The 20,914-nt window shown below is 34.2% G+C and carries 15 protein-coding genes; 6 read left to right on the top strand and 9 right to left on the bottom strand.

The window, feature by feature from the left end:
• The first annotated feature begins 43 nt into the window (after nucleotides 1-43).
• The 3 genes from ffh (at nucleotide 44) to HM981_RS16260 (ending at nucleotide 3,108) form a co-directional block, all read left to right on the top strand.
• Entirely contained in the window at nucleotides 44-1,372 is a 1,329-nt protein-coding gene (gene ffh, locus HM981_RS16270; RefSeq protein ID WP_179339868.1) for a signal recognition particle protein, read from the top strand.
• Nucleotides 1,373-1,485: 113 nt separating this feature from the next.
• Nucleotides 1,486-2,370 carry a bifunctional 5,10-methylenetetrahydrofolate dehydrogenase/5,10-methenyltetrahydrofolate cyclohydrolase gene (locus tag HM981_RS16265; protein WP_179339867.1) on the top strand — a complete coding sequence of 295 codons (885 nt, stop codon included), beginning with the start codon at nucleotides 1,486-1,488 and terminating at the stop codon, nucleotides 2,368-2,370.
• A 6-nt stretch (nucleotides 2,371-2,376) separates the two neighbouring features.
• The gene (locus HM981_RS16260; RefSeq protein WP_246286336.1) at nucleotides 2,377-3,108 is read left to right on the top strand and encodes a YwaF family protein; all 732 of its coding nucleotides are present in this window, start codon (nucleotides 2,377-2,379) and stop codon (nucleotides 3,106-3,108) included.
• Here HM981_RS16260 and HM981_RS16255 read toward each other — a convergent pair.
• From HM981_RS16255 to HM981_RS16230, 6 genes are read right to left on the bottom strand one after another with little or no spacing between them, the layout of a single operon-like run.
• Nucleotides 3,094-3,513: a VOC family protein gene (locus HM981_RS16255; protein ID WP_179339866.1), complete on the bottom strand. Its 420-nt coding sequence runs from the start codon at nucleotides 3,511-3,513 to the stop codon at nucleotides 3,094-3,096. The two genes, HM981_RS16260 and HM981_RS16255, sit on opposite strands and share 15 nt — an antisense overlap.
• Nucleotide 3,514: 1 nt before the next feature.
• Nucleotides 3,515-4,279 carry a pseudouridine synthase gene (locus HM981_RS16250; protein WP_179339865.1) on the bottom strand — a complete coding sequence of 255 codons (765 nt, stop codon included), beginning with the start codon at nucleotides 4,277-4,279 and terminating at the stop codon, nucleotides 3,515-3,517.
• 22 nt (nucleotides 4,280-4,301) lie between these two features.
• On the bottom strand, nucleotides 4,302-5,129 hold the full coding sequence (locus tag HM981_RS16245) for an alpha/beta fold hydrolase (RefSeq protein ID WP_179339864.1): 828 nt from the start codon (nucleotides 5,127-5,129) through the stop codon (nucleotides 4,302-4,304).
• Between the two features lies 1 nt (nucleotide 5,130).
• A complete protein-coding gene (locus HM981_RS16240; protein WP_179339863.1) occupies nucleotides 5,131-5,505 on the bottom strand; it encodes a cupin domain-containing protein in 375 nt (124 codons plus the stop codon).
• Between the two features lie 14 nt (nucleotides 5,506-5,519).
• Nucleotides 5,520-6,077 carry a hypothetical protein gene (locus tag HM981_RS16235; protein WP_179339862.1) on the bottom strand — a complete coding sequence of 186 codons (558 nt, stop codon included), beginning with the start codon at nucleotides 6,075-6,077 and terminating at the stop codon, nucleotides 5,520-5,522.
• Nucleotides 6,078-6,095: 18 nt separating this feature from the next.
• The gene (locus tag HM981_RS16230) at nucleotides 6,096-7,634 is read right to left on the bottom strand and encodes a helicase HerA-like domain-containing protein (RefSeq protein ID WP_179339861.1); all 1,539 of its coding nucleotides are present in this window, start codon (nucleotides 7,632-7,634) and stop codon (nucleotides 6,096-6,098) included.
• Between the two features lie 156 nt (nucleotides 7,635-7,790).
• On the opposite strand from HM981_RS16230, the gene HM981_RS16225 reads away from it, so the two are divergent.
• Nucleotides 7,791-8,423 (top strand): 7-carboxy-7-deazaguanine synthase QueE, encoded by a 633-nt coding sequence (locus HM981_RS16225; RefSeq protein ID WP_179339860.1) that lies wholly within the window; start codon nucleotides 7,791-7,793, stop codon nucleotides 8,421-8,423.
• A gap of 66 nt (nucleotides 8,424-8,489) precedes the next feature.
• Nucleotides 8,490-9,035, top strand: coding sequence for an HNH endonuclease (locus HM981_RS16220; RefSeq protein ID WP_179339859.1), 546 nt, complete (start codon nucleotides 8,490-8,492; stop codon nucleotides 9,033-9,035).
• A gap of 105 nt (nucleotides 9,036-9,140) precedes the next feature.
• Here HM981_RS16220 and HM981_RS16215 read toward each other — a convergent pair whose 3' ends face one another.
• Together HM981_RS16215 and HM981_RS16210 are read right to left on the bottom strand one after the other, a co-directional pair.
• Nucleotides 9,141-9,683, bottom strand: coding sequence for a DUF2911 domain-containing protein (locus HM981_RS16215; protein WP_179339858.1), 543 nt, complete (start codon nucleotides 9,681-9,683; stop codon nucleotides 9,141-9,143).
• 143 nt (nucleotides 9,684-9,826) lie between these two features.
• Nucleotides 9,827-10,417: a DUF2911 domain-containing protein gene (locus tag HM981_RS16210; protein WP_179339857.1), complete on the bottom strand. Its 591-nt coding sequence runs from the start codon at nucleotides 10,415-10,417 to the stop codon at nucleotides 9,827-9,829.
• A 282-nt stretch (nucleotides 10,418-10,699) separates the two neighbouring features.
• Between HM981_RS16210 and asnB the strand changes: the two genes are divergently transcribed.
• Nucleotides 10,700-12,361: an asparagine synthase B gene (asnB, locus tag HM981_RS16205; RefSeq protein WP_179339856.1), complete on the top strand. Its 1,662-nt coding sequence runs from the start codon at nucleotides 10,700-10,702 to the stop codon at nucleotides 12,359-12,361.
• Nucleotides 12,362-12,482: 121 nt separating this feature from the next.
• Here asnB and HM981_RS16200 read toward each other — a convergent pair whose 3' ends face one another.
• Nucleotides 12,483-20,498 carry a LamG-like jellyroll fold domain-containing protein gene (locus HM981_RS16200; RefSeq protein WP_179339855.1) on the bottom strand — a complete coding sequence of 2,672 codons (8,016 nt, stop codon included), beginning with the start codon at nucleotides 20,496-20,498 and terminating at the stop codon, nucleotides 12,483-12,485.
• Between the last annotated feature and the right edge of the window lie 416 nt (nucleotides 20,499-20,914).

The raw sequence follows: 20,914 nt of genomic DNA, 5'->3' as shown, positions 1-20,914 counted from the left end.
TGTAGACTGCTCATAGTAGACTGCAAACTGAAGACTAAAAAACATGTTCAATAATTTAAGTGATAAGTTAGATAAAGCGTTACACGTATTAAAAGGTCATGGTAGCATTACAGAAGTAAATGTTGCTGAGACACTTAAAGAAGTAAGAAGAGCGCTTTTAGATGCCGATGTTAACTTTAAAATTGCAAAAGAATTTACCGTTCGTGTAAAAGAAAAAGCACTTGGTCAAGATGTATTAACAACATTACAACCAGGTCAATTAATGGTGAAACTCGTTAAAGATGAGTTAACCGAATTGATGGGAGGCGATGTAGAAGGTATTAATCTTTCTGGAAATCCTAGTGTAATTTTAATGTCTGGTTTACAAGGATCTGGTAAAACAACCTTTTCTGGTAAATTGGCCAACTATTTAAAAAATAAAAAAACTAAGAAACCTTTATTAGTAGCTTGTGATGTTTATCGTCCTGCTGCAATAGATCAGTTACATGTTGTAGGAGATCAAATAGGTGTTGAGGTTTTTAGTGATAGAGGAAATACAGATCCTGTTGCCATTTCGCAAGCAGGTATTGCTCATGCAAAAGCTAATGGTCACAATGTTGTGATTATTGATACCGCTGGACGTTTGGCTGTAGATGAAGCGATGATGACGGAAATCTCTAACATTCATAAAGCTATTCAACCACAAGAAACGTTGTTTGTTGTCGATTCTATGACAGGTCAAGATGCTGTTAATACAGCAAAAGCCTTCAATGATATCTTAAATTTCGATGGTGTAATTCTTACCAAATTAGATGGTGATACACGAGGTGGAGCAGCAATTTCTATTAAATCTGTAGTTAATAAACCAATTAAGTTTATTGGTACAGGTGAGAAGATGGAAGCTATTGATGTGTTCTATCCATCACGTATGGCAGATCGTATTCTTGGAATGGGTGATGTTGTATCTTTAGTAGAGCGTGCTCAAGAGCAGTTTGATGAAGAAGAGGCAAGAAAACTACAGAAGAAGATTGCCAAAAACCAATTTGGGTTTGATGATTTCTTAAAACAGATTCAGCAAATCAAGAAAATGGGTAACATGAAAGATTTAGTAGGCATGATTCCTGGAGCAGGAAAAATGATGAAAGATATTGATATTGACGATGATGCTTTTAAAGGTATCGAAGCTATTATTCATTCTATGACTCCAGAAGAACGTTCTAACCCTTCAGTAATAAATGCAAGTCGTAAAAAGAGAATTGGTAAAGGTTCTGGTACATCTGTACAAGAAGTAAATCAACTCTTAAAGCAGTTTACTCAGATGAGTAAAATGATGAAGATGATGCAAGGCGGAGGCGGAAAACGCATGATGCAAGCGATGAAAGGCATGCAATAAAAGGCAACAGTCGTATTAAGTAGTCTCTTTTTAAAGACTTTTTAAATATTTAATTTATAACCAAGTAAATCTTTGCGCAAAAGCGCTTTTGCTAGAAAACAATAACCAACAGCATGACAATATTAGACGGTAAAAAAGTAAGTAACGACATTAAAAATGAAATCAAAGCGGAAGTCGATAAGATGAAAGCGAATGATGAAAAAGTACCGCATCTAGCAGCTGTTATTGTTGGTAATGATGGAGCGAGTTTAACGTATGTTGGTAGTAAAGTAAGAGCCTGCGAACGCGTTGGTTTTGAATCTACAATGGTGCGTTTGTCTAATACTACAAGCGAAGTTGAGTTGTTAGACAAAATTGAAGAGCTAAATAATAACGATAATATTGATGGCTTTATAATTCAATTACCATTACCACCACAGATTAATACGCAGAAAGTTTTAATGGCTGTGAATCCTGATAAAGATGTGGATGGGTTTCATCCTATGAACTTTGGAAAAATGGCATTAGACATGTCTACTTTTATTCCTGCAACACCTTTTGGGATCTTGGAATTATTAGATCGTTATGGAGTAGAAACCAAAGGAAAGCATACCGTTGTTATTGGTCGTTCGCATATTGTTGGTCGTCCTATGAGTATTTTAATGGGACGTAAAGGTTTTCCTGGAAACTCAACAGTAACTTTAACACACAGTCATACTAAGAATATTACACAGATTACATCTCAAGCAGATATTATTATTTCAGCTTTAGGAATTCCAAAATTCTTAAAAGCAGAAATGGTGAAAGATGATGTTGTTATTGTAGATGTAGGAATTACAAGAGTACCAGACGATTCTGATAAAGGTTACTATATAACTGGTGATGTCGATTTTGCAACTGTTAGTAAAAAAGCAAGTTATATTACTCCAGTTCCTGGTGGAGTAGGACCAATGACTATTGCAATGCTTTTAAAGAATACTTTAATAGCAAGAGATCAACATAGAAAAGCTAATAGATAATAAATAATGATGTGTTTAAGGCTTTGTGCTATCGTTTCTAATACTGTTACGATAGGCAGTCTTCAGCATATGCTGCCTATTCTTTTTGCATTCATCTTTGGGACCATTCTAATAAAATATTCTAAAAGAAACTTATCCAATTCACAACAGGTAAATATCCTTATTGGTTTAGGATGGTTTGTATCTCTTTTTATAATAAGCTTTCATGCTTATCGAATGCTTTTTGAAAACTATAATTTCAAAACTGATTTACCGCTTTTCCTTTGTAGTTTACTGGCCTTAATAATTCCCATATTTACGCATTATCGTAAGTATTGGATGTTCGAAATATTAGTCTTTTGGATAATTGGTGGCACGTTGCAGGCCGTAATTACACCAGATATTCCGGAAGGATTACCAAGTTTTGATTACTTTAGATATTGGATCGTTCATTTAGGATTATTGGTCATAATATTCTACGTTGTTTTTATTTTTAATATGAAACCAACGTTGCGTAGTGTATTAAAATCTTTTTTAGCTTTTCATGTTTATTTGGCAATTGTGGCCGTATTGAATTATGTATTAGATGCTAATTACTTTTACTTAATGGAAAAGCCGCAATCAGCAACTATAATGGATCATTTTGGAGAGTGGCCTTACTATGTAATAGCTGGTCAGTTAGTACTTATTCCTTTGTTTTTATTGGTGTATTTGCCGTTTTACCTTTCAAGTAAGTTTAAAAAATCATTTAGCAAATAACTGACTCATATCCTTGAAGGACTTAAACTCTAAGGCGTTTCCAGAAGGATCTTTAAAAAACATAGTGGCTTGTTCTCCTACAAGGTCTTCAAACCTAATATAAGGTTCAATAATAAAAGTTATGCCTTTGGATTTTAATAATTCGGCAAATTCCTGAAACACGTTCCATTCTAAAACCACACCAAAATGTGGTATAGGAACATCTTTTCCGTCGACTAAATTGGTAGCATCACCTTCAGCTTGTTTTGCTTTGTAATGAATAACTAACTGATGACCAAAAAAGTTATAATCTACCCAATGTTCACTGCTTCTTCCTTCTTCAAAATTTAAGAGGTTGGTGTAGAAATCTCTGCATTCTGATAGATTATGAACAGGAATAGCAAGATGAAAAGGAGTCAGTGCCATTTTAAAAGTTATTTGTCCTGTCTATTGTTTTTGGCTCAAACGTTTTAATAGAATCACTAATTAAGTTATTCAATGTTTTAAACTCGTCTTTAGTTAGCTCTCTATATTGACCTGAAGATATATCAAGATTTACATTCATTATCCTAACACGCTTTAAGGTTTGTACTTCGTAATTTAAGTACTCGCACATACGTCGGATTTGTCTATTGAGTCCTTGTGTTAAAATAATACTGAACGTAAATCGATCTATTTTTTTTACCACACATTCTTTAGTGCGCTTTCCTAAATCTTCAATATAAATACCTCCAGACATGCGCTCAATAAAAGTTTGAGAAATCGGAGTGTCTACAGTAACTAGGTATTCTTTTTCGTGATTGTTGCTCGCTCTTAGAATCTTATTTACAATATCTCCATCATCTGTAAGTAGAATTAAACCTTCACTTGGTTTATCTAATCTTCCAATTGGAAAAATTCGTTTAGGATAGTTAATGTAGTCAATAATATTATCCTTTTCAACACGTGTATCAGTGGTGCAAACAATACCTACAGGTTTGTTAAAAGCTAAGTAAACAAAGTCTTGTTTACGTTGACCGATAATTTCACCATCTACTTTTACAACATCTTCAGGTGTTACTTTGGTTCCCATCTCAGGTACCACATCGTTAATGGTTACTCGTCCAGCATCAATTAAGCGATCAGCTGCTCTTCGTGAGCAGTAACCAGCTTCGCTGAGGTATTTGTTTAGGCGTTTTAATTCTTCTGACATAGTGCAAAAGTACGTATAAAGATTAGTTATTTATAAACTCAATAATCTTTGGAGTCAATGATTTGTCTTTTAATCCATGACCAAAACCAGAAGTTGATATTAATTCCGAATTTTTATAAAGGCTAGCAATCAATTGTCCATCTTCATAAGGAATAATTTTATCCTTTTTATCATGAATTATTAAACCCTTGGCCTCAATAGATTTTGTGAAATTTGCGGACGAAAAATAATCGACAGGTTTACCAAAGCGTTCTAAAACGATAGAATCTAAACCATTTGAAATGCGATTGTTAAACCCCATCATTTGTTTATATCTAGAAAAGACTCCGGTGAAATGTGCTGGTGCACCTAATAGAATTAATTTCTTAATAGAAGGTAGTTTATGATTGTGCAAGCAAAACACACTTGCCATGCCGCCTACTGAATGTCCTATCAAAATTTCTGGTTGAAATTTTTTAGCGACAACATTAATAAATTCAGAATACAAAATAGCATTGAATTGTTTTCCGTCAGATCTACCATGAGCAGGTGCATCTAAAGAAACAATGTTATAATCTTGGGCTTTTAAATCCTCTAAAAGATATTCCCAACGCGATGTATTGCTTTCCCAACCATGAGCTAGTAATACGGTTTTGCCTTTGCCAACCCAACGATAAATTGCTATATCTTGGTTGTTGTGAGTTATTTCTTCGAAAAATGCTGATTCAATAATGCGTTTATTAACATCATTGTAACGTCCTTTTCTTGGTGATGAAAATAACTTCAGCGCTTTTTTAGATGCAAGTTTAGTTGAAATTAAACTGGTGACATTTAGCGCGTTCCCAATAGATTTTAAAACAAAATTACTCATACTATGCGTCTTCTCTGTTTACGGCTTCTACTGAAAATGCAGGCAAGCATATTGCTAAATATACACAAGGCTCAGTGAAAGGGTTAGAATATTGTAACCTCGTGTTTTTTTGAACTTTAATAGATTGACCAGCTTCTAAAACTATTGTTTCACCATCTATAATAAATTGCTTTTTACCTTTAATAATAAACGTATATTCATCAAATTTTGGTGTTTGAAAAGGTTCTGACCAACCAGCAGGAGCAATCATGTGTGCAATGCTTATATCTGAATTTCCGTCAGTAGCATTGCCAAAGTGTTCTTTAATAATTTTCCCGTCGTCTGTAGGAACTACAAATGGGGAATCTTGAATGGTATATTTCTTAGTTTTCTGCATATTTTTAATATTTACTACCAGTGAATCATGAAAAACTTAATCTTAGCGTTTTCTGGAATTTGAATAGGATCAATGTTTAAATCCATATCAAAACGCATACTAGCAGGAAGTTCTTTTTTATCGATAGAGAATGCTGCATTTATTTCATTTACAGAAACGACTATAGTATTAATAAGATTATCAACTTTAGAAATCTTATAGGCCGCTTTAATATCTTTAAACGTACTTAGTGTTGAAATGTTTTTTTCTGTTTTATAACGCGCATCATGAATACGAATACTCATAATCACAGAACTAGAATCAAGCACTTTTCTTGGCGACAAGTCTAAAAGTTTTTTACCACCTTTTTCATACACTTCTATAGTGTTTACAGAGCCTATAAATTTATCTCCAGCAATATAACGTACTACAGAGTCATTGCTAAAAATGGATTCGATATCTTTAACTTGTGTAGAATCGGTTAATAAACCAATATGTGTTTTAGAGACTAAAAAAGGGTTTACTGAAGCTTCTTTTGTACAGTTTGTTAAAAACAAGGCACAAATCAATGCAGCAAATAGAGTGTTTTTCATAATAGGGATTCGTTGAGATTATTTTAGCATTTTGGTTAAAATTCCCAAAACACTGCGGATTACAGTTGGGCTTGTTAAAACTTTTATAAATGGATTTTGTCTTGTGCTTTGTCTACGTGTGGTGCGTGTGTTTCTTTTGGTTTCAGCACGTTTTAAAGCTTCTTTCTCTTCTTTAGCTTTTTGTTTTGCTTCGTCTGCTTCAGCTTGCTTTATTTTTTCGTTAAGCATTTCATAAGCACTCTCTCTATCTATTTCTTGATTGTATTTTTTAGCGAGTTGAGATTGGGATACTAAACTACCAAGTTCTGCTTCGGTTAAAATATCCATTCGGCTCATTGGTGCACGTAACATTGTTGCAGCCAATGGAGTAGGAATCCCTTTTTCGTCTAAGGCGGATACTAAGGCTTCACCTATACCTAAGGATGTTAAAAGATCTGCAGTATCATAGTACTCTGAATCGGGATAGTTCTGTGCTGTAAGCTTAATGGCTTTTCTATCTTTTGCTGTAAAGGCACGTAAAGCATGTTGTACTTTTAAACCTAATTGTCCTAAAACAGCTTCTGGTACATCTGTAGGGTTTTGAGTTACAAAATATAAACCAACTCCTTTACTACGAATCAGTTTTACCATACTTTCAATTTGGTCAAGTAAGGCATCAGAAGCTTCATTAAAAATTAAATGTGCTTCGTCTATAAAAATAATAAGTTCTGGTCTGCCACTATCTCCTTGTTCAGGAAATGTAGAGTAAATTTCAGCCAATAGACTTAGCATAAATGTAGAAAACAATTTAGGCTTATCTTGAATATCAGTTAGTCTAATAATATTAATATAACCGCGACCATTTTCATCAATACGTAACAAATCTTGCGTGTCAAAAGACTTTTCTCCAAAGAATAAATCGCCTCCTTGTTGTTCTATTTCAATAAGTTTTCTAAGTATGGCTCCTGTAGAAGCAGTCGAGATTCTACCATAAGATTCCTCAAATTCTTTTTTTCCTTCACTTGTAGCATATTGTAGAATTTTCTTGAAATCTTTAAGGTCTAATAATGGTAAATGATTATCGTCACAATATTTAAAGATCACAGAAATAATACCTGCTTGTGTTTCTGTTACATTTAATATTCTTGATATTAAAACAGGTCCAAACTCACTAATTGTAGCTCTTAATCGTACACCATCTTGCTCAGATAAAGTCATGGCTTCTACCGGAAATGCTTTAGGTTCAAAAGGTAAACCTATTTTAGCGTGGCGTTCATCAATTTTGGCGTGTCCAGGACTTGGTTTTGCGAGTCCGCTTAAATCACCTTTAATATCCATAAGTAAAACAGGCACTCCTTTTTCGGATAAATTTTCTGCTAAGACTTGTAATGTTTTTGTTTTCCCTGTTCCAGTTGCACCAGCAATAAGACCATGTCTATTCATGGTTTTTAACGGAACATTTACAAACGCATTAGTTATCGTTTCTCCGTCAAGCATCGCAGAACCTAAAGTAATATAGTCTCCTTTAAACGTGTTTCCTTCGTTAATTTCTTTTTCGAAAGCTTCAGAATTTGTCATTAGTTAGAAAATTTTGATAAAAATAATGCATTTTTATTAAGATTTATACGAATTTACTTGAAGTCTGATTATTCTATTTGAAGTCTTTTTGTAATCGTATGAGAACTTCAAACTTCGTGCTTCAAACTTCCAACGAAAAAACTATCTTTGCAGCTTATGACAAGAAGAGAAAGACAAGCGTTAATAGATAAAGGTTTATTACTTCCTTTAATGGAAGAGTTTTACACCATACAAGGAGAAGGCTTTCATAAAGGAACAGCAGCATATTTTGTAAGAATTGGTGGTTGTGATGTGGGTTGCCATTGGTGCGATGTTAAAGAAAGCTGGTTAGCAGAATTACATCCTCCTACAGAAACGGAAAAGATTGTAGAAAATGCTGTAAAATACAGCAAAACAATTGTGGTTACAGGTGGCGAGCCTTTAATGTGGGATATGGGACCTTTAACAACTCAGCTTAAAGCAAAAGGAGTGCAAACGCATATTGAAACGTCTGGAGCTTATGAATTGTCAGGTACTTGGGATTGGATTTGTCTCTCTCCAAAGAAGATGAAGTTACCAACCGAAAAAGTTTATGAGAATGCACACGAACTAAAGTGTATTATTTATAATAAAGATGACTTTAAGTTTGCTGAAGAGCAAGCCGAAAAAGTGAATAAAGATTGTATTTTATATTTGCAACCAGAATGGAGTAAGCGCGATAAAATGGTACCGCAAATTGTAGATTATGTAATGGCAAATCCAAAATGGAAAGTGTCTCTGCAAACGCATAAGTATTTAAATATACCATAGAAATAAGACCTTTCAAGGCGTTTTTTATTTTTTTTGTATTTTTGAGGATCCCTAATTTAAAGTTTTATGATTCGTGATTTTTGGAAAGAAGAATGGAAAACTGTTGTTTTTGAAGATTTTGTGCACCCTGATGAACATTTTAAAATATCTAGTCATGGTCGTCTATCAAAGTTTAAAGATGATAAAGAAGTGCTTTTTCAGCCTTATAATATGCATGGTTACTTGTATTTTAAAGTTAAAAAGAATGAGAAAGGAAAATACAAAACGTACTATTTACATAAGTTAATTGCGCAGCATTTTTTAGAGCAAAATAACGGAATATATGTGATTCATTTAGATTATGATAAATTGAATAATCATATAGATAACCTCAAATGGGTTACTAAGCGCGAGAAAGAAATCCATCAGTTTACAAATCCTAGTTATAAGAAGCCCGTCAATCTTACTTCTGCTAAGTTGTCTGAAAACGATGTTAGGCGAATAAAAAAAATGCTTAATAATCCCAATAGAAGAACGAGGCTAAAAATGATAGCGAAGCAATTTGGTGTCAGCACAATGCAATTACAACGTATTAAAACTGGTGAAAATTGGGGACACGTAGAGTCGCTTTAATTTTTGCAATTGATAAGTAAAAGATAATATTTAGAATAAAAAAGCTTCGATTATAAAAATCGAAGCTTTTTAATTTTTAGCAAACAGCTAAATTAATCTTAGTTATTAAAACGTAAAAGGTACAGCAACACGCACAGTGTCCCAACCCATGTGCATTATTGTGCCAGTCTTAGATTCTTCAAAAGTAATTGAAAATGCTTCTAAAGATTCTGTTCCCTTAGTTGCAGGTACTGTAATTCTAGCCACCTCATTAGATTCTTTATAACCTCTTGTTGCCCAATTATCAACATCAGAGCTTAAAATAATAGTCCATTCCTTCTCTCCAGGAATAGTAAACAAAGAATAAGCACCAGTTTTTATTGTTTTATCTCCAAATTTCGCGTCAGATAAAAATTGAATCTGTGTAGCATCATTGGCTCCAGTTCTCCAAAGTTCACCGTAAGTTGCTAATTCTTTACCTACTGTTCTTCCTTTAAGTTGAGGTCTGCTGTAAAATACTTTAATTTTTTTATCTGCTCCTCTATTCGGAAAAGCGGCTAGATCTAAAGGACTTTTGTCTAAGCCAGAAAATTTTTGAGCATCTACATTAAATGATACAAGCATCATAAAGGCAAAAGCGATCGTTGATAATAGTCTTGATGTTTTCATAATTATTTTTATTTATTTTTTTGAATTCGATAAAGATAAATCCTATGGGTTTTAATATTATATTAAATATCCCAAATGGATGTTAAAGTTTATAGCGTCTAATAATTACTAGGCTGCTGCTAGGTTTTAATGCTATTATAAGTTTATTTAAGAGTAATTGGAAATTCAGCAATAGTAGTATCCCATCCAATTTTTAAATGTACAACGCTGTCTGAAGCTTTGTATAAAGCTATCGACAGATTTTCAATTTCTTTATTGTTTTTTGTAACAGGAACCGCTACGCTTGCAATATCTTTAGTGTCATCATAGCCGTAATTTCCCCAACCGTCAAGTTCTGTATTTAATTTAAGTGTCCATTCATTTTCAGTAGGTATAATGATAACACTATAGCGTCCTGCTTTAATGTCTTTACCACCAAAAGTTACGTCGTTCACAAATAATATTTCTGTAGATTCGTTAGCACCAACTCTCCATGCTTCTCCATATTTTAAAAGTTTACCAAAAACTTCTCTACCTTTTTTAGCAGGTCTAGAGTATGTTACTCTAATTTGTGGTTCTGATGCTTTTTTAGCTTCATCACTTTTTTCAAATGTTCTTTTCGCGGCATTTGAAGGATAGTAAGCACGATCCATGATGCTTTTGTCTAGTTTGTCAAACTTTTGTGCGTTTGCATTCATTGCTAAAAGTAGTACAATTGTAAAGCTAATTGTTGTCAGTAATTTTGATGTTCTCATGATTAGGTTTAAATTTTTGTTTGATTAAAATTAGAATGTAATAGGTCTACTCTGTCGTAATAAAATCTTAAAATTTACAAATTGATAGTTATAAGTGTCTATTTTAATAATGTTGACTCTATTTGTTATTTGATATGTGTTTTTTAGTTTCATTATGTAATCAATTAGTGATTATATGTTTATAATATGAAAGTTTAATGTCATATTTGTATCATAAATAATAATAAAAAAGATAATAGACTGAGTTTAGTCGAAGTCTAATTAAAATAAAACAATAAAATTATGTGCGGAATAGTATGTGCGTTCGATATAAAAGAGAAAGTGGATGATTTAAGACCTCAGGTTTTAGAAATGGCAAAAACAATACGTCATCGTGGTCCAGATTGGAGTGGTATTTATAGTGATGATAAGGTCATTATGGCACATGAGCGTTTAGCGATTGTAGATCCTGCATCAGGAAAACAACCTTTGTTTAGTCCAGACAACAAATTAGTATTAGCAGCAAATGGTGAAATCTATAACCATAGAGAGTTACGTGCTCAATATCCTGACTATGATTTTCAAACACAAAGTGATTGTGAAGTTATCTTAGCTTTATACCAAGAGAAAGGACATGATTTTGTAGATGATATGAATGGTATCTTCGGTTTTGCAATTTATGATACTGAAAAAGATGAGTATTTCATAGCTAGAGATCACATGGGAATTATTCCTCTTTATATAGGATGGGATAAAAACGGAACGTTTTACGTAGCTTCAGAGTTAAAAGCTTTAGAAGGTATTTGTACAAAAATCGAATTATTTCCTCCGGGACATTATATGTCTAGTAAAGATGGTGAGTTTGTAAAATGGTATAAGCGTGATTGGTCAGATTACGATGCTGTAAAAGATAACGAAACAAGTATTGCTGAAGTAAAAGAAGCTTTAGAGGCTGCTGTTCATAGACAGTTAATGAGTGATGTACCTTATGGAGTTTTGCTTTCAGGAGGTTTAGATTCTTCTGTAACGTCTGCAATTGCAAAAAAATATGCACAAAAGCGTATAGAATCCGGAGATACAACGGATGCTTGGTATCCACAATTACATTCCTTTTCTGTAGGTTTAGATGGTTCTCCAGATTTAGCAGCAGCAAAAGTGGTAGCAGATCATATTGGTACAGTGCATCATGAAATAAAATTTACGATTCAAGAAGGTTTAGATGCTATTAAAGATGTTATTTATAACATAGAAACTTATGATATAACAACAATTCGTTCATCAACACCAATGTATTTAATGGCTAGAGTTATTAAATCTATGGGAATTAAAATGGTATTATCTGGTGAAGGAGCAGATGAGTTATTTGGAGGGTATTTATATTTTCATAAAGCACCAAGTGCAGAAGAATTTCATAATGAAACCGTACGTAAATTAGATAAATTACACATGTACGATTGTTTAAGAGCTAACAAAAGTTTAGCGGCTTGGGGAATTGAAGGTCGTGTGCCATTCTTAGATAAAGAATTTATGGATGTTGCCATGCGCATCAACCCACAAGATAAAATGATTAACGGAGAACGCATGGAAAAATGGGTAGTTCGTAAAGCATTTGAAGATATGATTCCAGAAAGCGTAGCTTGGAGACAAAAAGAACAATTTTCTGATGGAGTAGGTTATAGCTGGATTGATACTTTAAAAGAATTAGTAGATAAAGAAGTCACAGATGAGCAAATACAAAATGCAGCATTCCGTTTTCCAATTAATACTCCTTTAAACAAAGAAGAGTATTATTACAGAAGTATTTTTGAAGGACATTTTCCAAGTGATGCCGCAGCATTGAGTGTACCACAAGAAGCAAGTGTAGCTTGTAGTACAGCAATTGCTTTAGAATGGGATGAAGCCTTTAAAAACATGAACGATCCTTCTGGTAGAGCGATTGCTAATGTGCATGATAAAGCTTATTAATCAGACATTATAAAGGTCGGTTTTACAAAAACCGACCTTTTAATGACTTAATAACATTGAGTAATCTCAATTTTGTAACAGCTCTTTAATAACTTAAAGAGCTGTTTTTTGTTAGCATAATTTATTTTATAATCACCTTTTGACTGAAAGTTGTATTTGTAGTTTTTACCTCAACGATATATACTCCTAATGACACCTGTTTTACCGGAATTGAAATTTCTAATTCATGGCTATTTAACTCCCAAGTGTTTATAGATTGTCCTAAAATATTAATTAATGAAACAGATGTTACTGTAGTACCTGGTTTAATATTTGTTAGGGTTATATTATCATTATTGTTGTTAAAGAAAATAGTTAAATCGCTATTTATCTCAGCGTCATCAACACTTAGATATTCTGCACTAAATCTTAACGAAAATCGGTTCTCAAATCGTCCTGCAGGAAGCATAATTTCCAATGGTGCTAATTTTATATCATGATATAATCCTGTTTGGTTATCATGTATATAAATAGGTTGGTTTTCATCAAAATATTCTGTGTCATCTAATGTGAATTTTACGATGCCTTCTTCATCGGAAATCACTTCAATAGGATATATGTTGTCTGTATTGAAATAGCCATCTCCTTGAATTACAAATTTAGAACCATCAATTGTAAAATACATGTCATTTGTGAAATCATCGAAAAGTAAAGCATCATATCCAACATCGATTCCATTTGTAGCATGCTCGTTCATGAACCCTAATAATATTTGCCTGTGCAAATTGTTAGAGGTATCAAAACCTAATCTAATTTTAGCATAATTATCATCGGTAAATTCATCTTCTTGATTATTAACAATCTCATTTTGTCTCATAAGTGTGCCAGATTGAGAATTATCTTCTTTAATAAAAGCTCTCTGGTTATTGTTGAAATTTATAGTGCCTCCAGTTGTACTTGCATTAATGAAAAATCCTTGACCAACAGGAATAAAACGGTTAGGAATCCTAGAACTTGTACCTAAGCCTACAGCTCCATTAGATACAGGACCTATACCACCTGTTAAATTTCGAGTTGAATATCCGCCTTCGTAATCTGATGAGTTATGAGATGAATTTGTTGCTGAGTGTTCCCAGAAATAAAGCGTACCATCTGTCGAACTTAAATTGTCTGAAATAAAAGTGTATGCATCTAATGCAGAAGCATAAGGATTACCCGATAAGTTGAGGTAGTTCGCCGCAATTGGGACATCAATAGAGCCATTAAACGGTTTTCCAATAAATGTATAATTTTGATCAGTACTAATAGTTCCGCTGCCTTTCATTGTAAATCCATTGGCTGGTTTTAAATCTCCTGTTTCATAAATGCGTTCCCAATTAGCATAGTTGTCGTTTAAGTTTTGGAATTTATAAATCCAACCACGTGCCAAACTGATTGGTGTGCCTGAAGCTCCATCGTAACCTCCTATCCAATTAATAGCTTTTGGATCAGTAGGATCTGTACCATCTCTTAAAACAGTTTCAACGGTGTAAGTGTTGTTGTTTGTAGTTGCATTTGGGGTTCCAACTGGTGAGGACCAATAATTATAGTTGTATAAATTTTTTGTTCCTTGTTGATCTCTTTCTAGTGATCCGCTACTTGTAGCATCAATATCACTGCCTAAAGTTTGTACAAGTTGTGATTTTCCAACCAAATCTATTTTTCCATTTAATTTTAAATAATGGGAAACTTCTATTTTAGAATCCATAGTAGCATCGAGTTGTCCGCTGTTAACAACTAAGCCTAATACCGTTTTATTTCCTCCAGTATCAATGTTATGGTTGGTTTCAACAATATTCCAATCTATAGGTGTATTATCCACTATTGATAAGCTATTAGGAAGCGTTTGCAGCATACCATTTGACCATGTCGAATTATTTGACCAACTGTTATTTGAAGCGCTTTGGTATGGTAAAGGTGCTGTTTGAGTTGCTAAAGTAGTTTTATTGGCATTTTTATAATTAATTCTCAAGTGGTTTTTATTGTCTGATTTTCCAATAAAAGAACCTCCTACAATAGAATTTAAATCGAAATAAGCATTCAGTTCGCTCCATGGAATATCTTGAACTTCATTTTTAGAAATTGATTGTGGTACTATTTTTCCGTTTGCCGTATTGTCTGAGAATTTTTCAATTTCCTGATTCATAATATAACGTATTTGGCTTACCGTTAATGCGCGGTTCCAAACAAGGACTTCATCTATGTCTCCAACAAAATAATCTGAAATAGAATTCTTATTGTAATAAACTGCTCCTACAGAAAATTTATGGTTTGTTGCCACTGGGATTGGTAAAGAACTCACTGTACTTTCAATTACCCCATCGATCAATAAAGTAGCAGTTCCTTCATTAAACGTCACAGTAATATGATGCCAATTACCATCATTTACAAGAGTACTAGAGGTCATTCTAATCACATTATTCCAAGACACTTGTATTCTATTTGAAGAATTTAATTTTAAGTCATATGCTGTTCCTTTAGCGACAAAACTTCGATTACCAGATGTATTTCCATTACGAATCCATGATGAAATAGTAAAAGAAGAATTTAAGTTAATTTTAGTATTACTTACTGAATAATCTCCACTAGTATTTTGGATTTGAAGCGAGTTTTCTATTAAACTGCTTTTAGCAAAGGTGAAATAATTTGTGCCATCGAAATCATACCAGGTTTGAAGATTTTGACCTGATACTTTTAAGGGAACTACATCTATGATATCTGTATTTGCAAAAGTATCAGTTGTAGAAACCACTAACATATATTCTTCGTCAGGGTTTAATGAAAAGCTACCAAATGCAGCAGAAGGGATGGATAAAAGTACATCACTAACATCTCCTCCTGTTTCTACTATTTTCCACTTTTTACTTGTGAGGCGTAAGTTGGTTTGGATTCCAGATCCGAGATCAATCACGCGATCCGCAGATGCTCCAGGATCATTTAAAACACCGTTGTTATTTCCCCAAATTAAAAAACTTTTATCGACTGAGAATACAGATAAATTTGCAGAATTAGTAGATTCAATAGTTCCTAATCCAATGGTAAGATCTGTGTTGTTATTAACACTCTTAGATTGTTTTTGATTTAGTAGAGAACTCGCAAGTGCATCATCTTTACCAATACCTGCGATATCAAAGTTATAGCCTGAATTGGTAGAGATATTCCATATAATATTGTTATTAGAATCTATATAGTTTTGACTAATACCATTGACACCTAAAGTGATTCCATATTTTAAGGCTAAATAAGATTCTATTTTGGCGCGCTCTGAGTCACTTTGAAGTGATGAGTAGGTGATAATTTCAGCAATTCTTCCGTTAAAATTACCTGAAGTGTCAGATTTGTTTTTCCCTAACCAATATTGTCCACCAATAATGTTATTAAAACCAGTTCCTGTCGAAGAATTGTCTATTTGAAGCGCATTATAAAAAAGCTCCATGCCATTACCAAAACTATTGTTTCTAGCATTGATAATTCCAATATTAGAATATGTTTTAGAAGTGTTCACTTCAGAAACACTATAAGAACTGTCATCACCTTGAGCGTAAGTTAAAATCTCGTTTGAAATTGCTCCAGTATAATTTCCAAATCCAATACCAGATATGTCATTAATACTTTCGGATGAAGTTTCTCCAGATAAAACAGTCATTCTAGGAGTGGTATTACTAGCAGAAGCATTTGGAATTACGACTACAAAAATATCTTGACTAAAAAATCCGGTTGAATATTTACCAAGCATTGATTTGTTTCCAGAAAAATCTAAAACCGGGTTGTAGTTGAGGTTGTCATTACTATTGTTTTTATAAATAGGGTTTTGTCCAATACTGCTTGATGCATCTGATGCTTTACCTTGGTCTATCCATGAATTAATGGCAACTCCGTCAGTATTTGTTTGTGTGCCTGTGTCTGCACGTAACCATAACCTTAAATCTTGTCTTACTCCTCCAGGACCATAGTTAGAAAGCCCATAAATATCTTCTAAGCATAAAGTAAATGTTCCACTAAGGTAAGTGGCAGCTGTGTCAACAGAAATATAATAAGTAGCCCCAGGGATTAGGTTTAGAGCTCCAATTGTAACATCATCATAATAATTAGAATAACGATCACTTTGTAATTCTGTTACTCCATCTGCTTGCCAAAGTGCTAATTGTGTAGCGCGTTGTGTTCCTTTAGAGTTTTCTGTATCAACAGTGATATTGATTTCGCCTGTTGCAGGTGCGATGAATTTGAACCAACGATTGTTATAAGGACTGTTATTGCTCCAGCTGTCACCTTTATTTCTGTCTGGTGTAGCATTTGTAGTTGTATAAATTGCATCGGGAGAACAACTGTTAATCATGTTTGTGACATCGATAGCTCCTTCATAAAAGTCATAACCCACAGTATTTTCTATGCATAAAGTAAATGTACCTTGCTGATAGTTGAGTACATCAACAGAAATGTAATAAGTAGTCCCAGGTGTTAGGTTTACGGCTTCAACAGTAAGATGATCAGCAGCAGCAGTATAGCGTTTGCTTTGTATTTCTGTCACTCCATCTGCTTGCCAAAGCGCTAATTGCGAGTATCGTTGTGTTCCTTTAGAGTCTCCTATATCAACAGTGATACTTATGTTACCTATTGCTGGTGCGGTAAATTTGAACCACCGGTTAGCTATAGGTCCGTTATTGCTCCAGTTACTACCTTTAATTCTGTCTGGTGTAGCTCCTTCAGTTGTATAAATTGCATCAGCTGAACAGCTATTTATAATGTTGGTAACATCGATAGCGCCTTCGTAAAAGTCATAATCTACAGCATCTTCTAGACATAAAGTAAATGTGCCTATAAAGCTTGAGGCGTGAGCATCTACAGATATGTAATAAGTATTCCCAGGTGTTAGGTTTACGCCGCCAATGGTGACGTCTTCGTCACCGAATGCGTATCTTTCACTCTGTACTTCTGTAATACCATCTGCTTGCCAGAGTGCTAATTGTGTAAGTTCTTGTGTTCCCTTAGAGTCTCCTCTGTCTACGGTGATATTGATTTCTCCAGTTGCAGGTGCTGTAAATTTGAACCAACGATTATATTTAGGTCCGTTATTGCTCCAGTTACTACCTTTAATTCTATCAGGTGTAGCACCTACAGTTGTATAGATGGCATCAGCTGAACAACTGTTTATAATGTTGGTAACATCGATAGCTCCTTCGTAAAAGTCATAATCTACAGTATCTTCTAGACATAATGTAAATGTACCTCTATAGTATGAGGCGTGAGTGTCTACAGATATGTAATAAATGTTCCCAGGTGTTAGGTTTGGGGCACCTAAGATTACGTCTTCATCATAGAACGCATATCTTTCACTATGTACTTCTGTAATGCCATCTGCTTGCCAGAGCGCTAATTGTGTAAGTTGCTGTGTTCCTTTAGAATCACCTCTATCAACGGTGATATTGATTTCGCCAGTTGCAGGTGCTGTAAATTTGAACCAACGGTTATATTTAGGTCCGTTATTGCTCCAATTACTACCTTCATTCTTGTCTGGAGTGGCTCCTGTAGTTGTATAGATTGCATCAGCTGAACAGCCGTTTATAATGTTAGTAACATCGATAGCTCCTTCGTAAAAGTCATAGTCCACAGTATCTTCTATACACAATGTAAATGTACCTCTATAGTTTGAGTTGTAAGTATCTACAGATATGTAATAAGTGTTCCCTGGTGTTAGGTTTGGGGCACCTAAGATTACGTCATCGTCGTTTAATACATAGCTTTCACTGTTCACTTCTGTAATGCCATTTGCTTCCCAAAGCGCTAACTGTGAATATAGTTGTGTTCCTTTAGAGCCACCTCTGTCAACGGTAATATTGATTTCGCCAGTTGCGGGTGCTGTAAATTTGAACCAACGGTTATATTTAGGTCCGTCATTGTTCCAATTACTACCTTCATTCTTATCTGCGGTAGCACCTATAGTTGTATAGATTGCATCAGTAGAGCAACTGTTAATAATGCTGGTAACATCTATAGCTCCTTCATAAAAATCATAGTCTACGGTATCTTGTAGGCATAAAGTAAATGTGCCTATATAAGCTGAGTTGTAAGAGTCTACAGATATGTAATAAGTGTTTCCAGGTGTTAGGTTTACGCCTCCAATGGTTACGTCTTCGTCACTGAATACATATCTTTCACTTTGTACTTCTGTAATGCCATCTGCTTGCCAGAGCGCTAATTGTGTAAGTTGTTGTGTTCCTTTAGAGTCACCTCTATCAACAGTGATATTGATTTCACCAGTTGCAGGTGCTGTAAATTTGAACCAACGGTTATATTTAGGTCCGTTATTGTTCCAATTACTACCTTCGTTCTTATCTGCAGTAGCACCTAAAGTTGTATATACTGCATCAGTAGAGCAACTGTTAATGATGTTGGTAACATCGATAGCACCTTCATAAAAATCATAGTCTACGGTATCCTGTAAGCATAACGTAAATGTACCAGAATAACCAGAGGACTGCGTATCTACAGAAATGTAATAAGTATTTCCAGGTGTTAGGTTTACTGCACCAATGATAACGTCTTCATCATCGTATGCATATCTCTCACTTTGTATTTCTGTAATGCCATCCGTCTGCCAAAGCGCCAATTGAGTACGCCTCAGAGTTCCTTTAGAGTCACCTCTCTCAACAGTGATATTGATTTCACCAGTTGCAGGTGCTATAAATTTGAACCAACGGTTATATTTAGGTCCGTTATTGTTCCAATTACTACCTTCGTTCTTATCTGTAGTAGCACCTATAGTTGTATATACTGCATCATTAGAACAACTGTTGATGATATTTGTAACATCAATAGCACCTTCATAAAAATCATAGTCTACGGTATCTTGTAAGCATAACGTAAATGTACCAGAATAACCTGTGGACTGTGTATCTACAGACATGTAATAAATTTGACCTGGTGAAAGGTTTACGGCACCCATAGTTACGTCTTCATCATCGTATGCATATCTCTCACTTTGTATTTCTGTAATGCCATCCGCCTGCCAAAGCGCCAATTGAGTACGTCTCAGAGTTCCTTTAGAGTCACCTCTATCAACAGTGATATTGATTTCGCCAGTTGCAGGTGCTGTAAATTTAAACCAAACATTATTTTTAGGTCCGTAGTTGTTCCAATTGCTACCTTTATTCTTATCTGGAGTAGCTCCTATAATTGTATAGATTGCATCAGCGGAGCAACTATTAATGATGTTGGTAACATCGATAGCTCCTTCATAAAAATCATAGTCTACGGTATCCTGTAGGCATAACGTAAATGAACCAGAATAACCTGTGGACTGCGTATCAACAGAAATGTAATAAGTATTTCCAGGTGTTAGGTTTACTGCACCAATGGTAACGTCTTCGTCATCGTATGCATATCTTTCACTTTGTATTTCTGTAATGCCATCCGCCTGCCAAAGCGCTAATTGAGTACGTCGTTGAGTTCCTTTAGAGTCACCTCTATCAACAGTGATATTGATTTCACCTGTTGTAGGTGCTGTAAATTTAAACCAAACATTATTTTTAGGTCCGTAGTTGTTCCAATTGCTACCTTTATTCTTATCTGGAGTAGCCCCTATAACTGTATAAGCAGCATCAGCGGAGCAACTATTAATGATGTTGGTAACATCAATAGCACCTTCATAAAAATCATAGTCTACGGTATCTTGTAAGCATAAAGTAAATGTACCAGAATAACCTGTGGACTGTGTATCTACAGAAATGTAATAAATTTGACCTGGTGAAAGGTTTACGGCACCCATGGTTACGTCTTCGTTGTCGTATGCATATCTTTCACTTTGTACTTCCGTAATGCCATCCGCCAGCCAGAGCGCTAATTGAGTACGTCGCTGAGTTCCTTTAGAGTCACCTCTATCAACAGTGATATTGATTTCACCAGTTGCAGGTGCTGTAAATTTAAACCAAACATTATTTTTAGGTCCGTAGTTGTTCCAATTACTACCTTTATTCTTATCTGGAGTAGCCCCTATAATTGTATATGCAGCATCAGCAGAACAACTGTTAATAATTGTTGTTACATCTATGGCATTTGTAAAATCATCGTTTACAGGTGTCTGCGAAAAAATAAGATTCACCATCAGAGAAAATAAAATCATAAAAACTGATTTCAATCCAAAGTTCGGTTTTCTGAAAATTATTTTCTCGAATTTAATATTTCCCATAAATTTTGTTTTCAGATTGATTAAATACAACATTTTAATTATATTTTTTATTTTTATTCAGGAAGCAAATATAAAATATAATCTGTGAAATGCAAGAATAATCGATTAAATGTAATTTGGTGAGCTATTTAGAGAAAAAACTTACATAATATCGAGATTATTATCTAAGTTCAATTAAAGGTGATTCAACTATTTTTAATTAACTTTCTTTAAGTGATTTATTAAAAAGAGGTGTTTTTAGTTATAATATTTAAATAAAGAAATCTGAAAAATAAAGCTTCTAAGAGGGTTTGTGCTTTTTTTTAAATCTGGAAGGTTAAAAAAAATAAAAAATCAATTTTAAGGTGTCT

The sequence above is a fragment of the Winogradskyella ludwigii genome, from assembly GCF_013403985.1.
GTDB lineage: Bacteria > Bacteroidota > Bacteroidia > Flavobacteriales > Flavobacteriaceae > Winogradskyella > Winogradskyella ludwigii.
This window is presented reverse-complemented; position numbering and strand designations above follow the sequence as displayed.

What these genes read in the sequence shown, in the direction of transcription:
- HM981_RS16235 (WP_179339862.1), bottom strand. Translation starts at nt 6,077, where the DNA reads ATGAAAAACACTCTATTTGCTGCATTGATTTGTGCCTTGTTTTTAACA.
- HM981_RS16210 (WP_179339857.1), bottom strand. Translation starts at nt 10,417, where the DNA reads ATGAGAACATCAAAATTACTGACAACAATTAGCTTTACAATTGTACTA.
- HM981_RS16255 (WP_179339866.1), bottom strand. Translation starts at nt 3,513, where the DNA reads ATGGCACTGACTCCTTTTCATCTTGCTATTCCTGTTCATAATCTATCA.
- HM981_RS16225 (WP_179339860.1), top strand. Translation starts at nt 7,791, where the DNA reads ATGACAAGAAGAGAAAGACAAGCGTTAATAGATAAAGGTTTATTACTT.
- ffh (WP_179339868.1), top strand. Translation starts at nt 44, where the DNA reads ATGTTCAATAATTTAAGTGATAAGTTAGATAAAGCGTTACACGTATTA.
- HM981_RS16200 (WP_179339855.1), bottom strand. Translation starts at nt 20,498, where the DNA reads ATGATTTTATTTTCTCTGATGGTGAATCTTATTTTTTCGCAGACACCT.
- HM981_RS16230 (WP_179339861.1), bottom strand. Translation starts at nt 7,634, where the DNA reads ATGACAAATTCTGAAGCTTTCGAAAAAGAAATTAACGAAGGAAACACG.
- asnB (WP_179339856.1), top strand. Translation starts at nt 10,700, where the DNA reads ATGTGCGGAATAGTATGTGCGTTCGATATAAAAGAGAAAGTGGATGAT.
- HM981_RS16240 (WP_179339863.1), bottom strand. Translation starts at nt 5,505, where the DNA reads ATGCAGAAAACTAAGAAATATACCATTCAAGATTCCCCATTTGTAGTT.
- HM981_RS16265 (WP_179339867.1), top strand. Translation starts at nt 1,486, where the DNA reads ATGACAATATTAGACGGTAAAAAAGTAAGTAACGACATTAAAAATGAA.
- HM981_RS16260 (WP_246286336.1), top strand. Translation starts at nt 2,377, where the DNA reads ATGATGTGTTTAAGGCTTTGTGCTATCGTTTCTAATACTGTTACGATA.
- HM981_RS16245 (WP_179339864.1), bottom strand. Translation starts at nt 5,129, where the DNA reads ATGAGTAATTTTGTTTTAAAATCTATTGGGAACGCGCTAAATGTCACC.
- HM981_RS16215 (WP_179339858.1), bottom strand. Translation starts at nt 9,683, where the DNA reads ATGAAAACATCAAGACTATTATCAACGATCGCTTTTGCCTTTATGATG.
- HM981_RS16250 (WP_179339865.1), bottom strand. Translation starts at nt 4,279, where the DNA reads ATGTCAGAAGAATTAAAACGCCTAAACAAATACCTCAGCGAAGCTGGT.
- HM981_RS16220 (WP_179339859.1), top strand. Translation starts at nt 8,490, where the DNA reads ATGATTCGTGATTTTTGGAAAGAAGAATGGAAAACTGTTGTTTTTGAA.